At 56.8% G+C, this 26748-nt stretch carries 28 protein-coding genes; 25 read left to right on the top strand and 3 right to left on the bottom strand.

The genetic code is table 11. The annotated features are described in order from the left end of the window. The first annotated feature begins 15 nt into the window (after positions 1 to 15). Complete coding sequence (locus ACQKLP_RS18050; RefSeq protein ID WP_427324253.1) at positions 16 to 2481, top strand: phosphocholine-specific phospholipase C; 2466 nt, start codon at positions 16 to 18, stop codon at positions 2479 to 2481. 2 nt (positions 2482 to 2483) lie between these two features. On the opposite strand, the gene ACQKLP_RS18045 is transcribed toward ACQKLP_RS18050, so the two are convergent. After that, positions 2484 to 3131 (bottom strand): sigma-70 family RNA polymerase sigma factor, encoded by a 648-nt coding sequence (locus ACQKLP_RS18045; protein ID WP_427324252.1) that lies wholly within the window; start codon positions 3129 to 3131, stop codon positions 2484 to 2486. 123 nt (positions 3132 to 3254) lie between these two features. Here ACQKLP_RS18045 and ACQKLP_RS18040 point away from each other — a divergent pair, with 123 nt between their 5' ends. Further along, a complete protein-coding gene (locus ACQKLP_RS18040) occupies positions 3255 to 3629 on the top strand; it encodes a hypothetical protein (protein ID WP_427324251.1) in 375 nt (124 codons plus the stop codon). 2 nt (positions 3630 to 3631) lie between these two features. Then, complete coding sequence (locus ACQKLP_RS18035; RefSeq protein ID WP_427324250.1) at positions 3632 to 4018, top strand: GTP cyclohydrolase I; 387 nt, start codon at positions 3632 to 3634, stop codon at positions 4016 to 4018. Positions 4019 to 4083: 65 nt separating this feature from the next. Here the strand turns inward: ACQKLP_RS18035 and ACQKLP_RS18030 are convergent, their stop codons facing one another. Beyond that, complete coding sequence (locus ACQKLP_RS18030; RefSeq protein WP_427324249.1) at positions 4084 to 4686, bottom strand: YdeI/OmpD-associated family protein; 603 nt, start codon at positions 4684 to 4686, stop codon at positions 4084 to 4086. Between the two features lie 171 nt (positions 4687 to 4857). Here ACQKLP_RS18030 and ACQKLP_RS18025 point away from each other — a divergent pair, with 171 nt between their 5' ends. Genes ACQKLP_RS18025 through ACQKLP_RS18010 form a run of 4 tightly spaced genes read left to right on the top strand, consistent with a single transcriptional unit; the run spans position 4858 to position 7564 of the window. Further along, positions 4858 to 5394, top strand: coding sequence for a hypothetical protein (locus tag ACQKLP_RS18025; RefSeq protein WP_427324248.1), 537 nt, complete (start codon positions 4858 to 4860; stop codon positions 5392 to 5394). A gap of 25 nt (positions 5395 to 5419) precedes the next feature. Further along, the gene (locus tag ACQKLP_RS18020; protein ID WP_427324247.1) at positions 5420 to 6085 is read left to right on the top strand and encodes a hypothetical protein; all 666 of its coding nucleotides are present in this window, start codon (positions 5420 to 5422) and stop codon (positions 6083 to 6085) included. A gap of 10 nt (positions 6086 to 6095) precedes the next feature. Further along, positions 6096 to 6836: a sensor histidine kinase gene (locus ACQKLP_RS18015; RefSeq protein ID WP_427324246.1), complete on the top strand. Its 741-nt coding sequence runs from the start codon at positions 6096 to 6098 to the stop codon at positions 6834 to 6836. A 59-nt stretch (positions 6837 to 6895) separates the two neighbouring features. After that, positions 6896 to 7564, top strand: a complete 669-nt coding sequence (locus tag ACQKLP_RS18010; RefSeq protein WP_427324245.1) for a response regulator — start codon at positions 6896 to 6898, stop codon at positions 7562 to 7564. 3 nt (positions 7565 to 7567) lie between these two features. Here ACQKLP_RS18010 and ACQKLP_RS18005 read toward each other — a convergent pair whose 3' ends face one another. Continuing rightward, positions 7568 to 8518 (bottom strand): quinone oxidoreductase family protein, encoded by a 951-nt coding sequence (locus ACQKLP_RS18005; protein WP_427324244.1) that lies wholly within the window; start codon positions 8516 to 8518, stop codon positions 7568 to 7570. Positions 8519 to 8625: 107 nt separating this feature from the next. On the opposite strand from ACQKLP_RS18005, the gene ACQKLP_RS18000 reads away from it, so the two are divergent. The 18 genes from ACQKLP_RS18000 to ACQKLP_RS17915 all read left to right on the top strand — a co-directional run bounded on the left by ACQKLP_RS18000 (position 8626) and on the right by ACQKLP_RS17915 (position 26706). Continuing rightward, complete coding sequence (locus ACQKLP_RS18000) at positions 8626 to 9012, top strand: winged helix-turn-helix transcriptional regulator (RefSeq protein ID WP_427324242.1); 387 nt, start codon at positions 8626 to 8628, stop codon at positions 9010 to 9012. 50 nt (positions 9013 to 9062) lie between these two features. Further along, complete coding sequence (locus tag ACQKLP_RS17995; protein WP_427324241.1) at positions 9063 to 11465, top strand: S9 family peptidase; 2403 nt, start codon at positions 9063 to 9065, stop codon at positions 11463 to 11465. A gap of 120 nt (positions 11466 to 11585) precedes the next feature. Next, positions 11586 to 14501: an outer membrane beta-barrel protein gene (locus ACQKLP_RS17990; protein ID WP_427324240.1), complete on the top strand. Its 2916-nt coding sequence runs from the start codon at positions 11586 to 11588 to the stop codon at positions 14499 to 14501. Between the two features lie 50 nt (positions 14502 to 14551). Beyond that, positions 14552 to 15118 carry an RNA polymerase sigma factor gene (locus ACQKLP_RS17985; RefSeq protein WP_427324239.1) on the top strand — a complete coding sequence of 189 codons (567 nt, stop codon included), beginning with the start codon at positions 14552 to 14554 and terminating at the stop codon, positions 15116 to 15118. A gap of 46 nt (positions 15119 to 15164) precedes the next feature. Next, a complete protein-coding gene (locus ACQKLP_RS17980; protein WP_341840442.1) occupies positions 15165 to 15509 on the top strand; it encodes a hypothetical protein in 345 nt (114 codons plus the stop codon). Then, a complete protein-coding gene (locus ACQKLP_RS17975; RefSeq protein WP_427324238.1) occupies positions 15506 to 16033 on the top strand; it encodes a Spy/CpxP family protein refolding chaperone in 528 nt (175 codons plus the stop codon). The genes ACQKLP_RS17980 and ACQKLP_RS17975 overlap by 4 nt, the downstream gene beginning before the upstream one ends. Positions 16034 to 16059: 26 nt before the next feature. Then, positions 16060 to 16455, top strand: coding sequence for a hypothetical protein (locus ACQKLP_RS17970; protein WP_427324237.1), 396 nt, complete (start codon positions 16060 to 16062; stop codon positions 16453 to 16455). A 123-nt stretch (positions 16456 to 16578) separates the two neighbouring features. Continuing rightward, a complete protein-coding gene (gene cls, locus ACQKLP_RS17965; protein ID WP_427324236.1) occupies positions 16579 to 18051 on the top strand; it encodes a cardiolipin synthase in 1473 nt (490 codons plus the stop codon). Between the two features lie 64 nt (positions 18052 to 18115). Next, positions 18116 to 18385 carry an ArsR/SmtB family transcription factor gene (locus tag ACQKLP_RS17960; RefSeq protein ID WP_109698935.1) on the top strand — a complete coding sequence of 90 codons (270 nt, stop codon included), beginning with the start codon at positions 18116 to 18118 and terminating at the stop codon, positions 18383 to 18385. 75 nt (positions 18386 to 18460) lie between these two features. Beyond that, positions 18461 to 19219, top strand: coding sequence for a glucose 1-dehydrogenase (locus tag ACQKLP_RS17955; RefSeq protein WP_427324235.1), 759 nt, complete (start codon positions 18461 to 18463; stop codon positions 19217 to 19219). Between the two features lie 134 nt (positions 19220 to 19353). Further along, positions 19354 to 19839: an acyl-CoA thioesterase gene (locus ACQKLP_RS17950; RefSeq protein ID WP_427324234.1), complete on the top strand. Its 486-nt coding sequence runs from the start codon at positions 19354 to 19356 to the stop codon at positions 19837 to 19839. Between the two features lie 185 nt (positions 19840 to 20024). Continuing rightward, complete coding sequence (locus ACQKLP_RS17945; protein WP_427324233.1) at positions 20025 to 20633, top strand: TetR/AcrR family transcriptional regulator; 609 nt, start codon at positions 20025 to 20027, stop codon at positions 20631 to 20633. Between the two features lie 48 nt (positions 20634 to 20681). Continuing rightward, positions 20682 to 21935, top strand: a complete 1254-nt coding sequence (locus tag ACQKLP_RS17940; protein ID WP_427324232.1) for a TolC family protein — start codon at positions 20682 to 20684, stop codon at positions 21933 to 21935. 1 nt (position 21936) lies between these two features. Next, positions 21937 to 22833, top strand: coding sequence for an HlyD family secretion protein (locus ACQKLP_RS17935; RefSeq protein WP_427324230.1), 897 nt, complete (start codon positions 21937 to 21939; stop codon positions 22831 to 22833). Positions 22834 to 22838: 5 nt separating this feature from the next. After that, positions 22839 to 23753 carry an ABC transporter ATP-binding protein gene (locus ACQKLP_RS17930; RefSeq protein WP_427324228.1) on the top strand — a complete coding sequence of 305 codons (915 nt, stop codon included), beginning with the start codon at positions 22839 to 22841 and terminating at the stop codon, positions 23751 to 23753. After that, positions 23750 to 24481 carry an ABC transporter ATP-binding protein gene (locus ACQKLP_RS17925; protein ID WP_427324226.1) on the top strand — a complete coding sequence of 244 codons (732 nt, stop codon included), beginning with the start codon at positions 23750 to 23752 and terminating at the stop codon, positions 24479 to 24481. The genes ACQKLP_RS17930 and ACQKLP_RS17925 overlap by 4 nt, the downstream gene beginning before the upstream one ends. A gap of 3 nt (positions 24482 to 24484) precedes the next feature. Further along, positions 24485 to 25591, top strand: a complete 1107-nt coding sequence (locus ACQKLP_RS17920; protein WP_427324225.1) for an ABC transporter permease — start codon at positions 24485 to 24487, stop codon at positions 25589 to 25591. After that, the gene (locus ACQKLP_RS17915; protein WP_427324224.1) at positions 25591 to 26706 is read left to right on the top strand and encodes an ABC transporter permease; all 1116 of its coding nucleotides are present in this window, start codon (positions 25591 to 25593) and stop codon (positions 26704 to 26706) included. The genes ACQKLP_RS17920 and ACQKLP_RS17915 overlap by 1 nt, the downstream gene beginning before the upstream one ends. Positions 26707 to 26748 lie beyond the last annotated feature (42 nt).

Genomic DNA, 26748 nt, shown 5'->3' with positions numbered 1-26748 from the left:
CTTAGAACGATCTATATGGACTCAAGAAGAGAATTTCTCAGGAAGGCCGCACTGCTTTCCGGAGCGGGCGGACTGGCCAACATCCTTCCCGAAACCATCCAGCGGGCAATGGCCATCGACCCCGCGCCCGGCAGCACTTTCCTGGACGCTGAGCACGTCGTTTTCCTCATGCAGGAAAACCGCTCCTTCGATCACTGCTTCGGCACCCTCAAAGGCGTTCGCGGTTTCAACGACCCCCGGGCCGTGAAAACCCCCAACGGCACCAATGTCCTCTTCCAGCCGGATAAAGACGGAAACCTCGTGCCCCCGTTCCGGATGGACATCAAAGACACCAAAGCCACCTGGATGAGCGCCCTGCCGCATGGCTGGAGCGACCAGGTAGACGCCCGCAACGGCGGCAAATACGACCGCTGGGTACCCGTGAAACGCTCCGGCAACAAAGAATACGGGAAAGTCCCCATGACCATGGGCTACTATAACCGCGAAGACATTCCCTTCTATTACGCCCTGGCAGACGCTTTCACCGTGTGCGACCAGCATTTCTGCTCCTCCCTCACCGGCACCACCCCCAACCGCCTCTACCTCTGGACCGGCACCATCCGCGAAAAAATGAGCGGCGACGCCAAAGCCAACGTCTGGAACTCCGACGTCGACTACGGCGAAGAAGCCCACTGGAAAACATATCCCGAAGTGCTGGAAGAAAACGGCGTTTCCTGGAAAATATATCAGAACGAAATCAGCGTGGGCGTGGGCCTGGAAGGCGAAGGCGATGCCTGGCTCTCCAATTTCACCGACAATCCCATCGAATGGTTCAGCCAATACCATGTGCATTACCATGAACCGCACCTGCGCTATATCCGGAAAGTGCAGGACGAACTGCCCGGCAAAATTTCCGATATGGAAAAACAGCTGGCAGCACTGGCGGCCGATTCCAAAGACCGCGCAAACCTCGAAAAACGCATCAAAAATGCCCGCAGCCAGCAGGAAAAAATAAAATCCATCCTCGATAAAGTGGCCGCCACGCCTTTCAGCGCATTGCCGGAAAGGGAGCAGCAGCTGCATAAAAAAGCATTCACCACCAACGTCGGCGATCCGGATTACCACCAGCTGTCCGACTTGCAGTACAAAGACGGGGAAACGGAACGGAAGATGCAGTTGCCCAAGGGCGATGTGCTCCACCAGTTCCGGCAAGACGTAAAAAACGGCCAGCTGCCCGCCGTATCGTGGATCGTTGCGCCGGAAAACTTCTCCGATCACCCCGGCGCGCCCTGGTATGGCGCCTGGTACCTGTCTGAAGTGATGGACATCCTCACCAGCAATCCCGAAGTCTGGAAGAAAACGATATTCGTGCTGACTTACGACGAGAACGACGGTTATTTCGACCACGTTCCTCCCTTCACCGCGCCCGATCCCTCGCGGCCGGAAACCGGGAAAACCTCGGCGGGTATTGATACCTCGCACGAATGGGTGAGCCGCGCCGCACAGCGCAACTGGCCCGACGATATCCGCGAATGCTCCATCGGCCTGGGATACCGCGTCCCGCTCGTGATCGCTTCGCCCTGGTCGAGAGGCGGATACGTGAATTCGCAGGTGTTCGACCACACCTCCAATATCCAGTTCCTCGAAAAGTGGCTGGAGCACCGGCATAAAAAGCCCATGACCTGCGAAAACATTACCAACTGGCGGCGCGCGGTGTGCGGCGACCTCACTTCCGTGTTCCGCCCTTACAACGGCGAAAAAATCCCCGCGCCGAAATCCATCGAGCGGGAAGCGTTCGTCGAAACCATCCACAACGCGAAATTCAAAGCCGCGCCGGCTAATTTTACGGTATTGAAGGGAGAGGTGAAAGATCCGCAGAAGCATTTGCCGCTGCAGGAAAAAGGGACGCGACCGGCCTGCGCGATCCCGTACGAGCTGTATGCGAAACTGGTCCCCTCGGCCGATGGTTCCGTTCAGCTCGCCCTCGAAGCCGGCAACAAAAGGTTCGGCAAAAAATCGGCCGGCGGCGCGTTCAATGTGTACGGAAAAAATATGTACAACCGCTCTTATGCCGTAACGCCGGGCGGTAAAGTGGAAGACGTCTGGAAAGGAGACCTGTTCCCCGGCGGCGATATCGATATTACCGTGTATGGCCCCAACGGTTTCCTGCGCGGGTTCCGCGGGCAGGCGGGCGAACTGCCGCATGGGTTCACTATCGAACAGCAGCCCTCAAAAGGCAACGAGCTGTTTTTCAGCTGGCACAATGCCGGTAAGAAAGACGTGAAACTGCAGATGAAAGACGCTTACGGACAGGCCGATAAAAAAGTGCACATCGTGAAACCCGGCAGCCGCGCTACGCTGGTAATGCCCTTGCTCAAAGCCCAGGGCTGGTACGATGTAACCGTGTCGGTAAACGGAGCGGCGGCGGAATACCGCTTCGCCGGGCACCTCGAGACCGGCAAATCCACCATCAGCGACCCGATCATGGGCGGGCTGATGTAATTTCAGCTATTCGCAATACCCAGTTGTTGCATGACATGAAAGACCACGGTATCGCATTTCGACAAATGAAAGGCGTACACGTGGTCTTTCATATATCCCTCCAGGCTGCGGCGGAGCATCGTTTTCGCCCGGTTGAGCCGCACTTTCACGTTCGTTTCCCCGATGGTCAGCGTTTCGGCCGTTTCGCGGACGGAAAGGTCCTCGATTTCGCGCAGCATGAACACCAGCCGGTACTTTTCCGGGAGCTGTGCGATGGCCCTTTCCAGTATTGCGTTCAATTCCTTGTTAACCAATTCGTTCGCTGGCGTTTTCATGTGTATTGGATTGAGAGGGTGCCCCATTCCCGTGAGCCGGTAACCGGCTTTCCGTTGCTGTTCCAGGCATTGGTTCAGCATGATGCGCGTGAGCCAGGTGCTGAATTGTGACCGGTTTTCGAAGCCGGAAAGGTGCTCATACGCCTTGATGTAAGCCGTCTGCATCGCGTCCTGCGCTTCGGCGTCATTGTCCAGCACAGACATGCCGATCCGGTACAACCGCTGGTTGTATTTGCGGACCAGCAGTTCGAAAAGCCGCTTTTCTCCCGCCAGTATCCGTTCAATGATCGCTGCGTCCTCCATGGGCGCCGGTAGGATGGAAGTGGTATCTGTCATGGCAAAAGATGGAACTGTTTGACTATTGGATGGATTTCGGGGGATGAGGTTACAAAATTCCCTAAATTTCTGTAACCTTTCCCGGTTTCACCGATCTAACGGTTATATCAAAATCTTAACAACATGGCCACGATCCGGCAACTCCAGGCTACTTTACGCCTTACTTACGGTCTTGTACCCATCGTAGCGGGGCTCGACAAATTTACCAATCTCCTCGCGCAATGGTCCGATTATCTCGGCACCAACGGGCGGCTGATCCCTTTCGACCCCGCGGTGTTCATGAAAGCGGTGGGGATCATCGAGATCATCGCGGGCATCCTGGTGCTGGCGATACCGCGCATAGGCGCATTCGTCGTAATGGCCTGGCTGCTTTGCATCGCCGCACAACTCGTGGTGAGCGGGCATTATTTCGATGTGGCCGTGCGCGATATCGTGATGGCCATCGGCGCCTGGACGCTGGCGCAATTGTCGAAAATGCAACCTTCAAACGCGGAATAATCATGCAGACAGAGGAATCCATCGCTTCCGTGCTGGCGCGCGGCAGGCAGGCACTGACCCAAGCGGAAAAAATCGAAACGATACGGCACCATTTCCGCGAAATCATGCTGGCGCTGGGGCTCGACCTGGAAGACGACAGCCTGAAAGACACGCCCGCACGGGTTGCAAAGATGTTTGTGAACGAAGCGTTTTCAGGGCTCGACCCTGCCAGCGAGTCGGCCGTCACCCTGTTCGAAAACAACTTGGCGGTGATCATCAAGGCGGAACATTTGTGCGTGGCGTCGCGCGGGGTGAACCATACCGGTTGTGCCACGGTTACAAGCAGTTACCATGGCCAGTTCCTGACCGGGCCCCGTAGCCGGGAGCTCCACGCGCTGCTGGCGGTCTGAAGTGCGATAAAGAATAAGCCGGGGACCTGTTGCGGCGGGTCCCCGGCTTTTTATTTTACGGCGGCTTATTTTTTCGCGTATTTCCAGTTGCGGCCTTTCCCTTCGGCGATCCATTCCACGGCCTGCGCGATGCGTTTATCGCGTGTGGGGTCGGTTTTCGCTTCGTTGATCCATTCGATGTATTCTTTCCGGTGAGAATAGCTGAAGGCCTGGAATTGCTTTTCGGCCGGTTTGTTCTTTTTCAGCGCGGCGGCCAGGGCGGCGGGCACTTCCAGTTCGGTTTTCTCCGAAACGGGCCTGGCGGGCAGTTTGATGCCCTCGCGGTTCAGGCGGTCGGCTTCGCGGATGTAGGCGATGAGGGTTTTGTCGGCCGGGAGGTCTTTGAGCGACGCGATCTTCCCCAGATGCCCCATGGCGGCTTTCTCCATGAGCGTGAGAATGCCTTTCGGATCGTGCATGATGGCGGCTTTCCAGAACCCCAGGGCACAATGCTGCCGGAAGGCGGCCATGTGACAGAGTTGGTCTCCATGGGTCATGAAATAAGGCATGCCCCATTTAAGGGTTTCTTCCACGTGCGGACAGGCCTCGTGCACCAATTCCCGGATATGCTGGAGGATGGGTTGGGCGAAAGGGGCCGATTTGGCGATGTAGGCGTCTATTTTGTCCATCGTATAATATTATGGAAAAAAGCTATCTTGTTAAACACTTTTACCCCGCCCCATGTTCATTCCGGTAATTACCTACCGTATTTATACGCGACTATTTCGGGAAGATGTACGGTGCCTGCCGTTCTGCCCCTGTATTAATTTGCATCCTATCACATCAAACCAACAATTGTTATGAAAAGAACATCCTTTTTGCCATGGTTCCTCGTGCTGGTCCTGCTGGTCCTGCTGATCTGGGCATGGTTCTTCCGTCATGGCCCGGTCGGTGAAATCCCTTACAACCGCGAGGCCGCAAAGGAGCATGTGATCCCTTTTACCTCGGCCATCGAGTACGTTAAATCGTACCGTGGCGCCAAAGCGGAGCTCCAGCGCCAGTTGCAGGATTCCGGGTATCTCGACCGCAATTTCAACCTGCCCGCGGCCGAAATGTTCAACCGCGACATCTTCGCCGCCCTGCTGGACGCCAGGGGGGCCGAAGGCATCCGTATCTACCTGGGGCTGAATGAAAAGAAGGAAGTTTGTTTTGTGATGGTACCGGTGGATGGGAAAGGCAACGACATGCGGGGCCGCATCGTCAACGAAAAGCCCGCTACCGCATGGATCCCCGGTATTTCCGCTGCCTACGCGCTCCCGCCGGTTGAAGACGAGGCCGCCGAGAAAGGGCACCGCTGTCCCACGATCTGCCCTTCCGGAAGCGACCTGTACCCCTGAGCCTGAAAATTTCATCCTGTAATACATGACCTACCTCGCTTCGGCACTGTTAAGTTTTACGATTGCCATCCCGCTGGTGTTGGCACTGGTACGGGTCCATAAGGTCCGTACCAGTTACTTTCCCTTCATGGTGCTGCTGTTACTGGCATTTACCACCGAAGTGGTCAGCGAGATCAGCCTCCGCCTCACCCGTGGAAACACTACCGTCAGTAATATCTACACCCTGTTGGAATTTGGCGTGATCCTGTGGCAGTTTTATGCCTGGGGTTTCCTCCGCCGGCGCAAGGCGCTGCTCATATTGCTGGCCGCCGCCAGTTTCTTCACCTGGGTCACGGAAAACATCGGGTACGGCCGGCTGGAGTTACATTTCTGCTCTGCGTCCGTGTTCATTAACAGCCTCATCATCGTATTTCTCTGCATCAATGAAATCAATGCCCTCATCGCTTCGTTCAGCGGCCACCTGTTCCGTAATGCGCGGTTCCTCATCTGCATGGGGCTCATGATCATCAGCATTTACAGCCTCATTACGGAAGGCACTTTGCTCATCGATCCGCAGAATGCCGTGGTAGACTGGCCGATTTTCAATATCTTTTCATTTGTCAACGCTTTCGTGAACATCATTTACGCGATCGCCGTATGCTTCATTCCCGTCAGGGACGATTACTATTTTTCCCGCAGATTCAAAGCCTGACCGGCCGCTTATGGAAGAAAGGATTTTTTACATCACCGTATTTCTTTCCTCATTGCTGGGGGTGATCATCGCGTTTTTCATCACCTCCATCATCCGCTATCACCGCCGCTATGTGCGCATGCAGCGCGAAAGGATCACGGCGGAAGTCAGGTTGCTGGAAAACGAAAGGAAACGCATCGCGGGCGATCTGCACGACAGCCTGGGGCCGCTCCTCAGCTCCGTGAAACTCAAAATCAGCAGCGTGGAAGTGCCGGATGCGGAAGACCGGAAAGTCATCCAGCAGTCCGCCAAACATATCGATGAGATCATCTCCAGCATGCGGCAGATTTCGTACGACCTGCTGCCCATCGCCCTGGAGCGCAAAGGGCTCATAGAAGCCGTCCGCGACTTCGTGCGGCACCTCGGGCGCGAAGACCAGCTGGAAGTGAGCGTGTACACCATGAATGACGTAAACCCGCATCCCGAGCAAGACATCCACCTGTACCGCATCCTCCAGGAAATCATCCACAATACGCTGAAACACGCCAACGCCTCCCGGCTCGATATCGGCTTCCGGCAGGAGGCAAACGAGCTGCTGCTGCTGGTGCAGGACAACGGGCAGGGCTTCAGCGTGGAAAAAGCGCGGGAGCACTCGCGCGGCCTGGGCCTCAAGAGCCTCGAAACGCGGACAGACATCCTGAAAGGCTCCATCCACATCCGTTCCGCCGTAGGCGAAGGCACCCGCTACTACATCCGCATCCCCCGTACTTGATTTATTTGGGTATATTTGAGACATGCCGTATCAACCTGCGGCGTGTAACCTCAATTTCAATGAAGTACGATATCCGCCTCGCCGTTGCCGACGATCATGAAATTTTCCTGGACGGGCTGGCCCTGATGCTGTCGCGCCAGGAGCACATCACCCTCGTGGGCCGTGCGGCCGACGGGCGCGAGCTGCTCGAACTGGTGCACCGCGAAAAGCCGGATGTGGTGATGACGGATATCAAAATGCCGAAGATGGACGGGATCGCCGCCACGCGCCAGCTGGTGCAGGAATTGCCCGGTATCAGGGTGATCGCCCTGTCGATGTTCGACGAGGAAGGTCTGATCGTGGAAATGCTGGAGGCGGGCGCGAAAGGGTACCTGCTGAAGAACGCCGACAAACTGGAAATCCTCGAAGCCATCGAGCACGTGTACGAAGACCATACCTACTATTGCAAAAGCACTTCCGCGAAACTCGCCGGGATGATCGCCCGGAGCAAGTTCAACCCTTACCGGCAAAAGGAAGCGGTCACCTTCACCGACCGCGAACAGGAGATCATCAAACTCATTTGCCTGCAACAAACGGCCCAGCAGATCGGCGACCGCATTTTCCTCAGCAAGCGCACGGTAGAAGGCTACCGCACCCGCATCCTCGAAAAGATGAACGTCCGCAACACGGCGGGCGTGGTGATGTACGCGCTGAAGCATAATCTGATCCGGGAAGAAGACCTGGTTTAATTTTTATTCCATCCGCAAAACGATCCTTCCCGGTACCTGCCTGCTTTCCAGCGCGGCGAAAGCGGCGGCGTAATCTTCGAATGCGTACCCGGAGGACGGGATACGCAATCTTCCGTCTGTCACCGCTTCCACCATTTCTTCGTGCCAGCGCTGCTTGTCTGCCACTGTGGCCGCGAACACCGATGCGCCAATGATCTTCAGAGATCTGAATGCCAGCAGGTTGCCGTCGGTTTCCACCGGTTGGCCAGACATGTTGCCGTATAAAACCGCGGTGCTGCCGGGAGCCAGTAGGGAAAGGAGCTGTGTGGCAACGGGGCCGCCTCCGGCGTCGAGCAGGAGGGAATAACCTTCCGGGGCGGCGCTTTGCAGCGTTTGCAGCCAATTTGGGGATTGATGGGATACGGAAGCGGTAGCGCCCAGGTCCCGCAGATAATCCAGTTTTTCCGCTACGCCGGCTACTGCCGCGATAACCGGAATGCCCCGCAGTCGCGCCAGTTGAACGGCGAATGAACCGATAACCCCTGCGGCACCGGTGATCAGTACGGAATGAATAGGCTCCGGCGCCTGGTCCAGCAAATGGTATGCAGTGAACCCGCCGGATAATAGTCCCTCCGCCACAGCAAGCCCTTCCGGCAGCGGGTATGCCTGGGATGCATGTACCACGGCATATTCCGCGAAGCCCTCCGTCGAAACGCCCGTTACGCGCTGGCCAGGGCGGAATGTATCCGCGTCCGGGCCCACCGCCACAACGTAACCTTCCAATTCGCCGAGCATCACATGCGGGAACGGCGAGGGAGCGGGGAAGACGCCGTTGCGCAGGAGCTTATTGGCGTGGTTGACGGCAATGGCGGAAACTTTCACGAGCAATTCGCCGGATTTGGGTTGCGGGAGGGGCATGTCGCGGAGGGTGAGCACTTCCGGTCCGCCGGTACCCGTTTGAACGATAGCTTTCATAGCATTGGATGTTTTGTCCGGCAAAGATGGGGTAGGATGGAGGTACGGCGGCTGTGGGTTACCTGCAGGGAAGTTCGTTCCATCGCGGTAATGCGTATATTTAGGATATGTCAACGATCACAGGAACAGCGGAGCGCAATTGCCGGGAACGCAGGCTGGCGCTGCAAGACACCATCCAGGCGCTGGGTGGCAAATGGCGCATTTTCATTCTATGCGCCCTGCAAAACGGAGATCTCCGCTTCTCCGATCTCGAAACCCGGCTGCCCGGCATCCGGCCGAAAGTGCTCGCCAGCGATCTGAAATCCCTCGAAGCACATCTCCTCGTAAACCGCCAGGTAAATCCTACGCGCCCGGTCACCGTCACCTATTCCCTCACCCCGCACGCACGGCACCTCTGGCCGCTCGTGGATGCGCTCGTCGGCTTCGGGCTCGAGCACCGGCGCTCCGTAAAAGCGGGGATGAAAGCCGGCAACGCCCATGTAATAACCCTATGACGGTTTGGCCGCTTTCCCTATATTGTTCCCGACTTATCATCTGAACCGCTATGAAAAAATCCATATTCCTGGTGGCCCTCCTGGCCGGAAGCGCCGCTTTCGCGCAGGATAACGGCACCTATCAGCGCCCGCCTGCCGTGATCGAGGAATTGCTGCTGGCCAAACCCACGCCCACCGTATCCATTTCCAAAACCGGGGAATGGATGCTCCTGTCCCAGCGCAACCCGTTCCCGTCTGTGGAAGAACTGGCCGAACCGGAACTGCGCATCGCAGGCCTGCGCCTCAATCCGCGCAACTTCGGCCAGAGCCGTGGCGTGAGCAATGCCAGCCTCCGGCTGAAGCACCTGAAAAGCAATACCGAATTCGATATTAAAGGCATCCCCGAGCCGGCGCGGATTTCCGGTGTATCCTGGAGCCCCGATGGCCGGCAGGTGGCTTTCCTGCACACGGGCGCGGAGCGCATCGACCTGTATGTTTTCGATGTGGACGCAAAACAGGCCGTGCAGGTCAATCAGCAACCCCTGAACGCTACCATGGGCAATCCTTACGCCTGGATGGGCAATGAAACGCTCGTGTACCGGGCGGTACCCGCGGGCCGGGGCGCCCTGCCGAAAGCACCCGCAGCGCCAACCGGCCCGGTAGTGCAGGAAAGCAAAGGCCGCAGCGCCGCGTCCCGCACGTACCAGGACCTCATCAAAACGCCCTACGACGAAGCACTTTTCGCATACATGGCCACTTCACAGATCGTACTGGTTACCGGCAAAAAGGAAACGCCGGTAGGCGAGCCGGGGATTTACGCTTCGGTGAGCGTATCGCCCGATAAGCAATTCCTGCTCACCCGCCGCATCGAAAAGCCTTTCAGCTACCTGGTGCCCGCTTACGGGTTCCCGCATGTCTGGGAAGTGTATGGCAACACCGGCAAACTGGTGAAAACACTGGTGAGGAACCCCTCCTCCGAAGGCGCGCCCATCGGGTTCGACGATGTTGTGACCACCCCGCGCGATTTCGGCTGGAAAGACGATGAAGCGCATACCGTCACGTTCATAAAAGCCCTCGACGGCGGCCTCGGTAAGCAGAAAGCCGAGTTCCGCGATGCGCTGTATGTGCAGGACGTAACGTCGGACGGCGCGCCCAAAGAACTGTTCCGCACCCGCCGACGTTTCGAAGATGTGATCTGGGGAACGCGGGAACTGGCGCTCGTTTACGAATCCATGTTCGCCGACCGGAAGGAGCGCATCAGCATCCTCAACCAGCAGGCCGGCCGCCTCGATTCGCTCTACGAACGCAGCAGCAACGATGCTTACAGCGATCTGGGCACGCCTTTCACCACCCGCAACCTATTCGACCGACCCGTACTTTTCACCGGCCGGAAAAACGAATTGACGTTCCGTTCGCAGGGCTCCTCGCCGGAGGGCGATATGCCGCTGGTACAAACCCTCGACTTGAAAACCGGCAAAAAGAACATCCTCTGGCGCTGCCAGGCCCCGTTCTACGAAAGCGTGGTGGAAGTGATCGATCCGGAGAAACTGGTGGTGCTTACTTCCCGCGAAAGCAATACCGAAGTGCCCAATTATTATATCCGCGACCTCCGCAAACGCTCGCTCCTAGGCACGAAAGTGACCAGCTTCGAAAATCCCTATAAAGCGATGGAAGGCGTCTCCAAACAAAAGATCACCTATAAACGTGCCGACGGCATCCAGCTCACCGGCGATCTATACCTGCCCAAAGGTTACGAACCGGGGAAAGACGGCCGGCTGCCCGTGTTCATCTGGGCGTACCCGCGCGAGTACAAATCTGCCGCAGACGCAGCACAGGTGCGGGGCTCGAAGTATACCTTCACCCGTGTGGGCTATGGCGGCCCGCTCTTCTGGGTCACCCAGGGTTACGCTATCCTCGACAATGCCGAAATGCCCATCGTCGGCGAAGGTAACAAGGAACCCAACGATAATTTCATCCCGCAGCTGTACCTCAATGCCCACGCGGCGATCCAGGCGCTGTCGAAAATGGGGGTGGGAGATAGCAACCGTGTGGCCGTGGGCGGTCATAGTTACGGTGCGTTCATGACGGCTAACCTCCTCGCGCATACGAAGTTGTTCAAGGCGGGGATCGCGCGGAGCGGGGCTTACAACCGTACGCTGACGCCGTTCGGGTTCCAGGCGGAGGAGCGCACGTACTGGGAGGCGCCGGAAGTGTATTATAATATGAGCCCCTTCAGCTTCGCCAACTCGATCAAAACGCCGCTGCTGCTCATCCATGGCGAAATGGACAACAATCCCGGTACTTTCCCCATCCAGAGCGAACGGCTGTACAACGCGGTGAAAGGGCACGGGGGAACGGTGCGCTTCGTGCAGCTGCCTTACGAAAGCCACGGCTATTCCGCCCGCGAAAACATCCTGCATATGCTTTGGGAGCAAACGCAATGGCTTAATCAATACGTCCGCGACGCGAAATAACGACTGATAGCATATTACCCGGAACGGGGCGCCAACGGGTTGGCGCCCCGTTTTTTTGTGATGAGCGGCAGAGGTTTTGGTCCGGATTGGCGTCCAACATTGCAGAATAACCACCGAATTATGCGGCATGCACTGATCTTTACATTAATAATGCTGACCTGCGCACAGTTAACAAAAGCGCAGACCCTGGTACTGAAAGGTGTGTTGAAAGATAAGAGCGATAGTACCGTGCTGAAAAACGCCACCATAAGGGTCAGCAGCCCGGAAGACGCGAACTTCCGCAAACAGGCGCTGACCGGCCCCACGGGCGCCTTCGAAATCACCGGCCTTTCGCAAAAGCCTTACCTGCTGACCATTTCGTATGTCGGCTATGGCGAACTGCAACGGGCTATCATGCTGCAGGCGGAAACGCAGGACCTTGGGACCATCTTCCTCCCCAAATCTTCCCGCGAACTGCAGGAAGTGGTCATCAAAGGCCAGGTGCCCCCTTCGCAAATGAAAGGGGACACGCTCCAGTATAATGCCGATGCCTATAAAGTAAATCCCGACGCCAGCGGTGAAGACCTCATCCGCAAAATGCCCGGCATCACCGTGGAAAACGGTACCGTGAAAGCCGGCGGCGAAGAAGTGAAAAAAGTGACGGTAGACGGGAAGGAATTTTTCGGGGAAGACGCCACCCTGGCGCTCCGGAACCTCCCTGCGGAAGTCATCTCCAAAATAGAAGTGTTCGACCGGATGAGCGACCAGGCCCGGTTCACCGGGTTCGACGACGGCAACACCTCCAAAGCCATCAACATCGTGACCCGCGCAGAAATGCGCCAGGGCCAGTTCGGCAAGCTTTTCGCCGGATACGGCACCGAAGGCCGGTATTCCGCCGGCGGCAACGTGAACCTTTTCAAGGAAAATAAACGCATCTCCATCATCGGGATGACCAATAACGTGAACCAGCAGAACTTCTCCTCGCAAGACCTCCTGGGCGTGCAGAACGCCGGCGGCGGCCGTGGCGGCGGAGGAGGACGGGGCGGTCGCGGTGGCGGCGGCGGCCGTGGTGGCGGAGGTTTCGGCGGCGGGGGAGGAAGCAATTTCCTCGTGGGCGGACAAAACGGCCTGAACAAGACCAACTCCATCGGGATCAACTACAACGACCAATGGGGAAAGAAAGTCAATTTCAACGCCAGCTATTTCTTCAATAACAGCAACAGCAGCAACCTGGAAATCACCCGCTCGCGCACCCAGCTGCCCGAAGGCATACAGGAAGAAAATGATACCGCGTACACAGGAAGCCGCAACTATAACCACCGCGTAAACATGCGGCTGGAGTACAACATCGACTCCAACAACTCCATCATCTTCACGCCCAGCGTGAGTTTCCAGAACAACGATTCCTGGTCCAACAACTTCGGCCTCACCAGGTTCCAGGAGAAACTGCTGAGCACCAACCTCCGCAATACCGACAATACCAACTCCGGATATAACTTCAACGGCAACCTGACCTATCGCCATGCTTTCGCGAAACGCGGCAGGACCATCACTTTCGGCATAGGCGGCAGTACCAACGACCGCCGCGGTACCAACTTCACGAACAGCGATCTCGACTACCCGCAGGACCCCTCGAACAACGACTCCCTGCGCCAGCGCGTGCGCCCGCTCTCCAGCGGCAAATCGCTCAACATGAACGTGTCGTACACCGAGCCGGTAGGTAAAATGGGACAGTTGCAGCTGAGCTACAACCCCAGCTGGTCGCACAACGACGCCGACCGCCGGGCTTACCAGTTCGATTATACGGGTAAAGACTACACCATCCTCGACCCCACGCAGTCGAACATGTTCAACAACCAGTACAACACCCAATCCGCCGGCCTCAGTTACCGCATCGGTAACCGCGACCGCATGCTGAGCGTGGGCGCCAATTACCAGTACGCCGAAATGCAGAGCGAGCGCACATATCCCACAACGGCAGCCGTGAAACAGCATTTCGCCAACGTATTGCCCAACCTCATGTTGCAGGCCAAAGCGGGCGAATACGGGCGGATCAGGCTGTTCTACCGCTCGTCTACCCAGCAGCCGAACATCGACCAGCTGCAGGACGTATACATTTATTCCGGCCTCACGAACGTGTCTATCGGTAACCCGGACCTCAAGCAGATGTACGGGCACCAGCTGGCCGGCCGGTACAATTATACCAATACGAAAAACGGGAACAACTTCTTCGCCAACGTGTTCGTAAATACCCGCCAGGATTACATCGCAAACGCGATCTATACGGCAACGCGGGCGGATTCGCTCCTCACGCCGACGGATACACTGAAACGCGGCGGCCGCCTGTCCAAAGCCGAGAACATGGATGGGTATTTCAGCGCCAATTCATTCTTTACTTACGGCGTTCCCCTGAAGTTCATCAAATCCAACTTCAATATGAACGTGGGCGGCGGCTATACGAAGACCCCCGGCATCACGAACCAGGTGAAAGGCTTTACGCACAATTACAATTACAACCTCGGCGCCGTGGTGAGCAGCAATATCAGCGAGTACATCGATTTCACGGTGTCTTACGATGCGGTGTTCAACGTCATCAAAAATACCATCGAACCTACGGCCAACGCGAACTATTCCACCCACAACGCGCGCGCGTCCGTGAACCTGCTCAGCAAATCCGGATGGGTGTTGCAGAACGAGATCAACCACACCTTTACGAAAGGCCTGGGCGAAGGGTTCGATCAGCGCTTCTGGCTCTGGAACGCCAGCGTAGGCAAGAAATTCCTCAAAAACCAGCGCGGGGAACTGCGGGCCTCTGTGTTCGACCTGTTGAAACAGAACCGGAGCATCAACCGGAGTATCAATGGTTTAGAGACGATCGACTCCCAGAACCAGGTGCTCACCCAATATTTTATGCTTACATTTACTTACCGGCTGCGGAATTTCGGCAAGGCGAAGCAACCTGAAGGCGGAGAGCGCCGCAGGTTCGAGCGCGGGCCCGGCGAATACGGCCCTCCCGGCGGCGGAGGCATGAGGGGCAGGCCCGGCGGCGACTTTTAACCTTTTCCAAATTCCGTAGTACCGATTTAACCAAACTATAAAACCGCCAATTGACGGACAACATCGCAAATTTGAAGCAGGGGAGCGAAGCGGCTTTCAAGGAGCTGGTGGAGCAGTGGCAGGGCATGGTGTACAACACCGCGCTCGGTATGCTGCAAAACACGGCCGACGCGGAAGACGTATCGCAGGAGGTGTTCATGCAGGCGTATGAGTCTATCGGTTCGTTCAAGGGCGAAGCAAAAATATCCACCTGGCTGTACCGGATCACGGTCACCAAGTGCCTGGACTTCCTCCGCAAAAAAACGCGGAAGAAGCGGTGGGGGAAAGTGATGAGCATTTTCGGGGAGAACCAGGAATTGCTGGTAGATCCGCCCGATTTTCACCACCCCGGCGTGGAACTGGCCAATAAGGAACGCTCGCAGCTCCTTTTTAAGGCCATCGGCCGGCTCCCCGACAGCCAGAAGGCGGCTTTCGTGCTCCACAAGCTGGAGGGCCTGAGCAGCAAGGAAATAGCTGGTGTGATGGACGCGAGCGTGTCTGCCGTGGAAGGGCTCCTGCACCGGGCGCGGCAGAATTTGCGGCAACAATTGGAAAAATATTACCGGGAAGGGGAATAACATGAAAGGTTTTTAAAGAAACGTCGTCTAACTAAAATAAGCGATCATGAACAAGCGAAGAGACATAGAACAGGAAATTGAACGGACGCTCTCCAGCCTCGACGGTACGGAGCGCGCGCAGCCGGATCAGTTCTTTTTTACCCGTCTCAGGGCGAGAATGCAGCGTGTACAGCCGGCAGACGCCTGGGAGCGTATTATCGCCGTCATTTCCCGCCCGGCCATCGCGATTACCGCTATCGCGCTGATTTTGGGGCTGAACGGGACGCTGGCCTTCATGCAATGGAAGCCTGCCGAACGCACGGAACAGGCCTCCCTGCAGCAGGCGTTTGCAGACGAATATGCCTTGGGAATCAACACTTTTTATGATATTGAAAAAAATGATCCGCAATGAGGGAAACCTTCGCTAAGCATAAAGTTTTAAGCGTACTGGTGGTCCTGTTGCTGCTGACGAACCTGTTCCTGGTGTTTTTCATCGTACTGAAGAAGCCCGAACCTCCTGGCAGGGGGAACCATCCTTCCCGCGGCGAGGTCATGCAGCTCCTGGAAAAGGAAGTAGGGTTCAGCAAGGATCAGCTCGAATCGTACCGCCAGCTTAAAGAGCAGCATTGGGACCGGATGAAACCCTCGTTCACCGGGATGCGGAACGCCAAAGACGAATTTTATAAACTGCTGAGCCTGTCTTCCGTACCCGACTCCGTCGTGAATGCGATGGCCGATACGATCGCGGCGCGGCAAAAACAGATAGATCTCCAGACATTCCGGCACTTCCAGCAGGTGCGCGCCCTTTGCACGCCCGAGCAGCAGCCGCGGTTCGATTCCGTTGTGCAGCTGGTGCTGAAGAAGATGAACGGCCCCTGGCGCAAAGGCCCCCCGAAAGACGATAGCGCCCGCCGGCAGCCCGCGCCCGACCGCTAAACACGAAACCCTCAAATACGCACCACATGAAACAAAGATTTCTGTTGACAGTGGCCCTCGTACTCACGATGGGCCTGGGAGCCTACGCCCAGCAAGGCGGTGGAGGCCAGCGCCGCACCGTTGAAGAACGCGTGAAAGCCACCCTCGAAAGACTCACCACCGAACTGAAACTCTCGCAAGATCAGGTCGTTAAACTCGACACCGTGTTCGCCCGCAGCTACAAGGAAATGCAGAAAATGCGCGAAGACGCGCAAGCCTCCGGCAACCGTCCCGACCGCGACGCATTCATGAAGCTGAACAATGACCGCGACGAAAAAGTGAAGGCCATTCTTTCCGAAGAGCAATTCAAAAAGTACAAGGAGCAGCAGGAAGCCATGCGCCAGCGTGGGGGCGGACCCCGCGGAGGCGGCGGCCAGCGCTAGCCTCTGATGTCATGAGCCCGGGCCGTACCACGCAGCGTATAACCATGAAGAATGCACGCTGGGAGGTACGGCTTTTTCATGCCCTTGCGGATTTGTCGTATTATTGCGGCAGATAATCCGTCCATGCTGAATTTCCTCAAAGATCACTGGCAGTCTATCGGGATCGTCATCCTCTACGGCATCACTTTCCTGGTAGCCATCAAAGCGCTGCTGGAAACCCGGTCTACCGGAAAAACACTGGCCTACCTGCTCCTCCTTTTCTTCCTCCCGGGTATCGGTGTGCTCGTGTACCTCGCTATCGGCGTGAACCGCCGCATCAACCGCATCTACAGCCGCAAATGGATGAGCAACGTCCGCCTCAGCGAACGCCTCCAGGATTACCTCCAGCGCGAGAACCGCCAAACCCTCCTCGAACATTCCGACCTCGTTACCAATAAAACCGGCATCGCACGGCTGCTCTTCCGCGATTCTTTGTCGCCCCTCACGCCCGATAACCAAACCGTGCTCCTGCTGAACGGGGAAGAGAAATTCCCCGCCATGCTCGACGCCCTCCGCACCGCAAAGCATCATATCCACCTCGAATATTACATCTTCGAAGATACCGGCATCGGCCGTGAAGTGATGGACGTGCTCAAGGCCAAAGCGGCCGAAGGCGTGGAAGTGCGATTCATTTACGATGATTTCGGCAGCGGCGATATCAACCGCCGCTTCCTCCGCGAAATGCGGAACGCCGGGGTGGAAGTGTTCCCCTTTTACCGGGTGCGCCTCCTCGCCAACCGCCTGAACTATCGCAACCACCGCAAGATCGTCGTGATCGACGGGCATACGGGCTTCATCGGCGGGATCAATGTGGCAGACCGGTACATCAACGACCCGAAGTACCGCATCAAGCATAAGAACTGGCCGTACTGGCGCGATACGCATCTTTGTATCAAAGGCCAGGGCGTGCATACGCTGCAGTTCCTCTTTATGGGCGACTGGAATTTCTGCGCGGAAACGGACCTGCCCATCACCCACGAATTCTTCCCAGATATCCCCGTTGTGGGGAAAGACCTGGTGCAGATCGCGGCGAGCGGACCGGATTCGGAGCGCTCTTCCATCATGCTGTCGTACCTCGCGGCCATCAACCAGGCCGAGCGATCGGTGTATATCACCACGCCGTATTTCATCCCCAACGAAGCCATTTACAATGCGCTGCAACAGGCGGCATTATCGGGCGTAGACGTGCGGCTGCTGGTGCCGGGCGTGAGCGACAGCCGGCTTGTGAACCTGGCGGCGGAATCGTTTTACGAAGATTTGCTGGCCTGCGGCGTGAAGATCTTCCGTTACCAGAAAGGGTTCGTACATGCGAAAACGATGGTGGTGGATGATAACCTGAGCGTAGTGGGCACGGCTAACATGGACATCCGGAGCTTCGATTTCAATTTCGAGGTGAATGCATTCGTTTATAGCCGCGAAATGAACTGGAAGCTTTCCGAGGCCTTTTTGCAGGATTGCCTGTACACTGAGCAGCTGGAGCTGGAGGCGTGGAGGGCCAGAGGGCGGGGAAGGCGGCTGCTCGAGGCGGTGGTACGGCTGTTCAGTCCGCTGCTGTGACCCCGTCAAAAAAAAAATCTATCGATGAATTTCGATATTTCAAAAAAGTACCTATATTTGCATCATGGACGCAGCGATGATCGAGAAGGCGGCAAATGCTCTGGCGGATAAAAACCGGATGGCTATACTGTTGAAGTTGGCCAGGCAGGAGAACTGTTGCTGTGGCGAAATCCAGGACATGATTTGCCTATCTCAACCTACTGTATCCCATCACATCAAGATATTGGTGGATAGCGGCGTGCTTATCAGCACGAAGGAGGGCCGGAATGTAACGCTTACCATCAATAAGGAGATGATGAAACACCTGTCAATGTTCTTTCTTCAGCTGAGTTAAAAAGCTGATTTTTTTTCACCTAATGTATCGATATTTTTAAATAAATCGATACAATACACATACACACACTACGATATGAGCTTGCAAAATAAAGTAGCCGTCGTTACCGGAGGTAACAGCGGTATCGGGCTCGCTACGGCCGAAGAATTCGTGGCCAGGGGCGCAAAAGTTGTCATCACGGGCAGAAATGCCTATGCGGTGAGCGCCGCGGCGGAAAAACTGGGCAGCGGTACACTGGGCGTGACCGCCGACCAGTCGAGCCTCGCGGATGCCGACAAATTGGTGGCGGAAGTAAAGGAACGTTATGGGAAGATTGACGTGCTGTTCGTCAACGCCGGTATCGGCGCCTTCGCACCCGTGGCCGATGTCACCGAAGCCGACTTCGATGCCATTATGAACACGAACTTCAAAGGGGCATATTTCACCGTACAGAAGTTTTTGCCCATTCTGAACGACGGCGGGTCGATCATCCTGCTGTCTTCCGTGAACGCCTTTACCGGTATGCCGGGATCGAGCGTATACTCCGCCAGCAAAGCCGCCTTGAATGCGTTGGGCCGCACTTTGAGCGCAGAACTGGCTACGCGGGGCATCCGGGTGAACACGGTGAACCCCGGGCCGATCATTACCCCCATCCTGTCCAAGGCCGGCCTGGATGATAACAGCATCACTGCTTTCCGTCAAAAATTCGCGGAGCGGATACCGCTCAATCGCGCCGGTGAATCCGCAGAAGTTGCCAAGCTCGTGGCGTTCCTCGCCTCCAGCGACGCTTCTTTTATCACCGGTGCGGAATATAACATCGACGGTGGACTGACCGTCCACAAGTTGGTGGGATAAGAAAGAAAGTAAGACTGCAAACTTGCATAATCGTTTGAAAACCCTGATGCGTACTTCAAATTGACATATTAATGCCGGGGCGGTTTCGCACCGCTCCGGCTTTTTACGGAACTTAGCGGTAAAACCTGACTATTATGACCAAGGAACCAGGCAGCATGTACATCATCCGGTTTAACGATTGCGACCCGTTCGGGCATCTCAACAACGCGGCGTACCTCAATTATTTCATGAACGCCCGCGAAGACCATCTCGCGGAACATTACCAGCTGCACCTGAAGGATTTTGCCGCCAGGGGCAGGGGATGGGTGGTGGCCGAGCACCGGATCGCCTACCTGAAACCCGCTGTAGTAGCGGAAAAAGTATACATCTTCACCCGCGTCACCGATTTCTCGCACCAGCATATTGCCGTAGAAATGTGGATGACCGACGAGCAGCAGCACAAGGTGAAAGCGTTCCTCGTGACCCGCTTCGCGCATGTAGACCTTAAAACCGGCAAGCGCGCCGATCATGATGAGGAGCTCGTGCAATTGCTGACCAACATCCGTGTAGACCATAACCCCGACGAAACTTTTGAACAGCGTCTGGCCGCGAGGCTGCAGGCGCCTTCCATCCAGCTGTGACACCCCAAACCTAACTTAGCGATTAGTAAACAGTTGTAGGTAACAGCCGCCGGGGCATTCCTGCCCCGGCTTTTTCATGCCCATCCGCCAGACTTAGGATCTGGTGGCAAAATTTATTTGGCGGATCCCGGATAATACCTACCTTTGAACCGTTAACCAAATGGTTAAACACTTCAGTTGAACACATGCAGACGACCAACACCACCGAACAACAGATCATCGAAGCGGCGCGCAAGATATTTATGCACAGGGGCTTAACCGGCGCCAGGATGCAGGATATCGCCGACGAGGCGGGGATCAACAAGGCGATGCTGCATTATTATTACCGCAGTAAGGATAAGCTGTTCGACATCGTTTTCACCGAAGCGGTGGAAATGCTCCTCAGCCGGGTGAGCGCCATTTTTACGGCAGACCTGCTGCTGGAAGATAAAATCCAGTCGGTCATCGGCAGCTACATCGGCTCCATCAGCGAAAACCCTTACCTGCCGCTCTTCATCCTGAACGAAATCAACCAGAACCCGGACAGGATCATTCAGCGGTTCGTGAACACGCCCAGCTTTCCGAACATACAGGGTTTTGTGATGTTGTTGAAGGAAGAGATGGACAATGGCCGCATCCGGCGGGTTGACCCCGTGCAGCTCATGATCAGCGTGATCTCGATGTGCGTCTTCCCCTTCGTGGCCAAACCCTTGATGAAAGCCGTTTTCAAAATCGACGACGAGCGGTTCAAATTGTTTATCGAAGAACGGAAAACGTTCGTCAGCGCATTCGTGTTGAGCGCGCTGCGGCCGTAAAATTTTTTATCCAGCAATTAACCAGTTAGTTAAATAAAAGAGTTAACGATGTTCAGATTCCTCATGCCGGCGCTGCTGCTGCTTTCCGGGAGCGCCCTGGCACAGGGCTTCCCCCTGGATTCCGCCTGGGCCGCCGCCCGCAGGCATTACCCGCTGCTCCGGCAGCAGGAAGCCACCGACCGCGCCGCGGCACTCCAGCTCCGCAACATCCGCACCGGCTACCTCCCCCAGGCGGAAATCAACGGGAAGGCGACGTACCAGTCAGACGTAGTGGCCATCCCCATCAAGCTGCCCAACGTCAGTATTCCTTCCATCCCGAAAGACCAGTACAACCTTACCCTAGACGTTCGCCAGCTCATATACGACGGCGGCGCCACTGGCGGCCAGCGCGATCTGGCCCTCGCCCGCGCGCAAACCGAGCGCCAGCGCGTGGAAGTGGATTTGCACCAGCTCCGCCAGCAGGTATCGCAGGTATATTTCAACGCCCTCATCTGGGACGCGCACATCGCCGCCCGCAAAGAGATGATCGCAGAAGTGAAACAGCGCCGCGAAAGGCTCCAGGCAGGAGTAGACAACGGCACCGTGCTCGCCAGCCAGGTAGACATGCTCCAGGCTGAAGCCCTCAAAGCCGAACAGCAGCTGGAAGAGGCCGTCAACGGGAAACAGGCCGCTCTGGCCACTTTGGCCCTGCTCACCGGGAAGCCTGCCGCCGACATGGAACACCTCGAGCTGCCCAAACCCGCATCCACCGGCAATGATCCCATCCAACGCCCCGAACTGGCGCTGTTCCGCTACCAGCAAGCCGTGCTGGGATCGCAGGCCAAACTCACGGAAACGGCTACACGCCCAAGGCTCAGCGCATTCGTGCAGGGAGGCTACGGCCGCCCCGGGCTGAACATGCTGTCCGATAAATTCGATTTCTATTACATGGGCGGCCTCCGCCTGCAATGGACCCTCTGGAACTGGCGCTACCAGCACACCGAGCGCGCCGCGCTCCGCGAACAGGAAACGGGCATCCAGGCGCAGGCAGACGCGTTCGACCTCCAGACCCGTGCCAAACTCCTCCAGCAACAGGCGGAGATCAATACGCTGGAATCCGCCATGGCAAAAGACCGTGAGATCGTGAGCCTCCGCGGGAAAGTGAAAGCCGTATCCGCCGCGCAGCTCGATAACGGCGTGATGACCGTCCATGATTACCTCACCGATCTTTACGCGGAAACTGCGGCCATCATCGCCGGAAAAACCCGCGAGATCCAGTTCGTATACGCCACCATCCAGTACCAGGTTATAAAAGGTTATTGACATGAAAACTACCATCGCAGCCGTTTTGAGCATCGCATTCCTCGCCGCCTGTTCTTCGAAAGAAAACGGGGCAGACGCTTACGGCAATTTCGAATCCACCGAAGTGATCGTTTCCGCGGAAGCGACCGGCCGCCTCCTCCGGTTAGATGTGGAAGAAGGGCAGGTGCTGGCAGAAAATACCGTTGTGGGCGGGATCGACTCCACGCAGCTGCACCTCCGCAAAGCCCAGCTGGGCGCCAATATCAAAGCGGTGAAAAGCCGCGTGCCGGAAGTGAATCCGCAATTGGCCGTGATCCGCCAACAGATCGCCACCCAGCAAAAGGAAAAAGCCCGCATCGAAAACCTCCTCAAAGCCAACGCCGCCACGCCCAAGCAGCTGGACGATATCAACGGCGCCATCGCCCTGCTCGAAAAGCAGTATTCGTCCACCGCTTCCACGCTCAACACGCAGGTGACCGGCCTCAGCACGGAAACCCAGCCCCTGGAGTTCCAGGTAGAGCAGGTGAAAGACCAGCTCGCGCAAACGCGCGTCCTCAATCCCGTGAACGGTACGGTGCTGGTCAAATACGTGGAAACGGGCGAAGTGGTGAGCTATGGCAAACCGCTTTACAAACTCGCCGACCTGCGCACCATGTACCTGCGCGCATACATCGGCGGCGACCAGCTATCCGCCGTGAAAACGGGGCAGCAGGTGAACGTGGGCATCGATCAGCCGGATGGCACCGTCAAACAGCTCAGGGGAGAGATCAGCTGGATTTCGCCGGAAGCGGAATTCACGCCGAAAACGGTGCAAACGCGCGACGAGCGCGTGCGGCAGGTATATGCGCTGAAAGTGCGCGTGCAAAACGACGGCAGCCTGAAGATCGGGATGCCGGGAGAAATGCGGATCACCAAATAAGCGACATGCAACCCATCGTTGTTCAACATATCAGCAAATCGTACGGCAAGGTGAGCGCCCTGCGCGACGTCAGCTTCACCGTGGAGCCGGGCGAACTGTTCGGCCTCATTGGCCCGGACGGCGCCGGCAAAAGCACGCTGTTCCGCATCCTGGCCACGCTCGTGCTGGCGGATAAGGGGCAGGCGTTCGTGAACGGGAAAGACGTGGTAAAGGATTACCGCGCCATCCGCCGCGAAGTAGGATACATGCCGGGGCGTTTTTCACTCTACCAGGATTTGACGGTGGAAGAGAACCTCCGGTTCTTCGCCACCATTTTCAATACGACGGTAGATGCCAATTACGACATGATCCGCGACATCTACGAACAGATCGCGCCGTTTAAGGACCGCCCGGCAGGGAAATTGTCCGGCGGTATGAAACAGAAGCTGGCATTGAGTTGCGCGCTCGTGCACCGGCCATCCGTCCTGTTCCTCGACGAGCCCACCACGGGCGTAGACCCCGTTTCCCGCAAGGAGTTCTGGGAAATGCTGCAAAGGCTCCGCCAGCGCGGGATCCCCATCCTCGTATCCACGCCTTACATGGACGAGGCCACGCTCTGCGACCGGGTAGCCCTCATCCAGAACGGCGCGTTGATGCGGATAGACACGCCCACGGCCATCGTGGAGCAGTTTACGACGAAAGTCTGGGCTTTCCGCGCTGCCGATACCTGGCGCCTCATCCGCGACCTGCGGGCGTACCCGGGCGTGGAGTCGTGCTTCGCGTTCGGCGAGTTCCTGCATGTGGTGATGAGCGCCGATCCGGAAAAGGTGAAGCAGGATTTGCTGGCGGCGGGGCATACGGACGTGGTGTACCAGCCCGCGAACGCCGGTATCGAAGATGTTTTCATGGCCCTTATGCGGGCGCAAACCGAAGTATCATGAACCAACCGGCTATTATCACCAATGCGCTCACCAAGCGTTTCGGCGATTTCATCGCCACCAACGGCATTACGTTCGAAGTGGCGCAGGGCGAGATATTCGGGTTCCTCGGCGCCAACGGGGCCGGCAAAACAACCGCCATGCGCATGCTTTGCGGGCTCCTGAAACCCAGCAGCGGAGAAGCCCGCGTGGCGGGGTTCGATATCTACACCCAAACGGAAAAGATCAAGCAACGGATCGGGTACATGAGCCAGAAATTCTCGCTCTACGAAGACCTCACCGTGAAAGAGAATATCCGCTTCTATGGCGGAATTTACGGGCTCAGCCGCCGCCAGATCAAAGAGAAAACGGCTGCCCTGCTCGGGAAACTGGAGATGGAAAAAGAAGCGGACATGCTCGTGAGCGCCCTGCCGCTGGGCTGGAAACAGAAGCTGTCGTTCTCCATTGCCATCATCCACGACCCGTCTATCGTGTTCCTCGACGAGCCCACGGGCGGGGTAGACCCCATCACCCGCCGGCAGTTCTGGGACCTGATCTACGAATCGGCCGACAGGGGCGTCACCATTTTCGTGACCACGCACTATATGGACGAGGCGGAATATTGCAACCGCATCTCGATCATGGTAGACGGGAAAATCCGGGCGCTGGACACGCCGTCGGCGCTCAAGCAACAGTTCGGCGCCACTACGATGAACGATGTTTTCCTGCAGCTCGCAAGGGCCAAATCCTGAATCATGAAACAGTTTTTCGAGTTCGTCAAAAAAGAATGCTTCCATATTTTCCGCGACCGGCGCACGCTCCTGATCCTTTTCGGGATGCCGGTGGTGCTGATCGTGCTGTTCGGGTTCGCCATCACCAACGAGATCCGCCACGCGCGCATCGCGGTGCTGGACCAGTCACAGGACCCCCTGAGCCATGGGCTCGTCCGCAAGATCACGGCTTCCACGTACTTCGACCTGGCCGGGAACCTCCGCAGCGAAAAAGACATCATGCCGGCTTTCAAAAAGGGCGATATCCGGATGGTGATCGTGATCCCGGGCGGCTTCCAGCGCGATTTCATCCGGGAGCGGAAAGCTGCCGTGCAATTGCTCACCGACGCGTCTGACCCCAATACCGCCACCACGCTCATCAATTACGCCAATGCCATCCTCATGCAGTACCAGCAGGAGGAAACGGGCATGAAGCACCTGCCGCTCACGATCCAGCCCGAGGTGCGGATGGTATATAATCCCACCCTGAAAAGCGTTTTCCTGTTCGTGCCCGGCGTGATGACGCTCATCCTCATGCTGGTTTGCGCGATGATGACGTCGATCACCATCACGCGGGAAAAGGAACTGGGAACGATGGAAATCCTCCTGGTATCGCCGTTGCGGCCGCTCATGATCATCGCGGGGAAAGTGGTGCCGTATATTTTGTTGTCGTTCGTGATCGCCATCATCATCCTGGCGCTCGGTGCGGGCATTTTCGGGATGCCGCTGAAAGGGAGCCTGGCCTTGCTGCTGCTGGCCTGCGGATTGTTTTGCCTCACGGCCCTTTCGCTGGGGATCCTCATTTCCAGCGTAACGAATTCGCAGCAAACGGCCATGATGATGTCGATGATGGGGCTGTTGCTGCCCACGATCCTGCTCAGCGGCTTCGTGTTCCCCATCGAAAGCATGCCGCTGCCGCTCCGCGTACTGAGCAATATCATTCCCGCAAAATGGTTCATCATCATCCTGAAAGACATTATGCTGAAAGGCAGCGGGCTTCGCCAGATTGCCCTGCCGATGGGCGTTTTGAGCGGGATGACGCTGTTTTTCCTCGTCGTGAGCCTTCGCAAATTCAATATCCGTTTAAGCTGATGCGTACCATATTTTTCATATTGCAGAAGGAGTTTTTGCAGATTTTCCGCAATAAATCGATGCTGCCCATCATCTTCGTGGTGCCGGTGGTGCAGCTGCTCGTGCTCGCCTTCGCCGCCAATTACGAAATCCGCAACCTTTCCATCGACATCGTAGACCACGACGGCGGCAACTGGAGCCAGCAGCTGAAAGGAAAACTCCTTTCCTCGGGCTATTTCCAACTCTACGCCCAAACGGGCGACGATGCCGCGTTCGACGACCTGGAGACCAACAAGGCCGACCTCATCCTCACCATTCCCCGGCATTTCGAGCGGGACCTCGTCCGCGACGGGGACGCCAAAGTGCAATTGCTCGTGAACGCCATCAACGGCAGCAAAGCCGGCCTGGCGGCGGGGTACGCCCAAAGCATCATCGGGGATTTCAACCGCCGCATCCGGCTGGACTGGCTTGCGCTCGACGAAGACGATGCGCCTTCGCATTTCGACATGAGTTTCCGTTACTGGTTCAATCCCCATCTGAATTACAAGCACTTCATGGTGCCGGGGATTTTGGTGGTGCTGGTGACGCTGATCGGCGCGTTTCTATCGGGTATGAACATCGTAAAGGAAAAGGAGATCGGGACGATCGAGCAGCTCAACGTAACGCCTATCCGCAAGCATCATTTCATCATCGGGAAACTGCTCCCGTTCTGGATCATCGCGCTGTTCGAACTGGCATTCGGGTTATTGGTGGGCAAGCTCGTGTTCAGCCTGCCTTTTGAAGGTAGCATCGGATGGGTGTTCCTCTTCGCGGCCGTTTACCTGGTGGTGATGCTGGGCCTGGGGCTGCTGATTTCCACTTTCACGGAAACGCAGCAACAGTCGATGTTCGTGACCTGGTTCTTCCTCATCATCTGCATTCTCATGAGCGGGCTGTTCACGCCCATAGAAAGCATGCCGGAATGGGCGCAGCGCATCACGCAGTTCAATCCCGTCGCGTATTTCGTGAAGGTGATGCGGATGGTGATGCTGAAAGGGAGCGGGTGGGAAGATATCCGCATGGACCTGGGCATCATGGTAGTATTTGCCGTGGGCCTGAACGCGGTGGCGATCTGGAATTACCGGAAAACCGTATAAATTTTTAACAGTGTAACAGTTGTAGGTAACGGAGACCGGGGC

The organism is Chitinophaga sp. NPDC101104 (genome assembly GCF_050277495.1).
Lineage (GTDB): Bacteria > Bacteroidota > Bacteroidia > Chitinophagales > Chitinophagaceae > Chitinophaga.
Note: the sequence above shows the minus strand (reverse complement) of the source record. Positions and strands in the feature narration are given on the sequence as shown.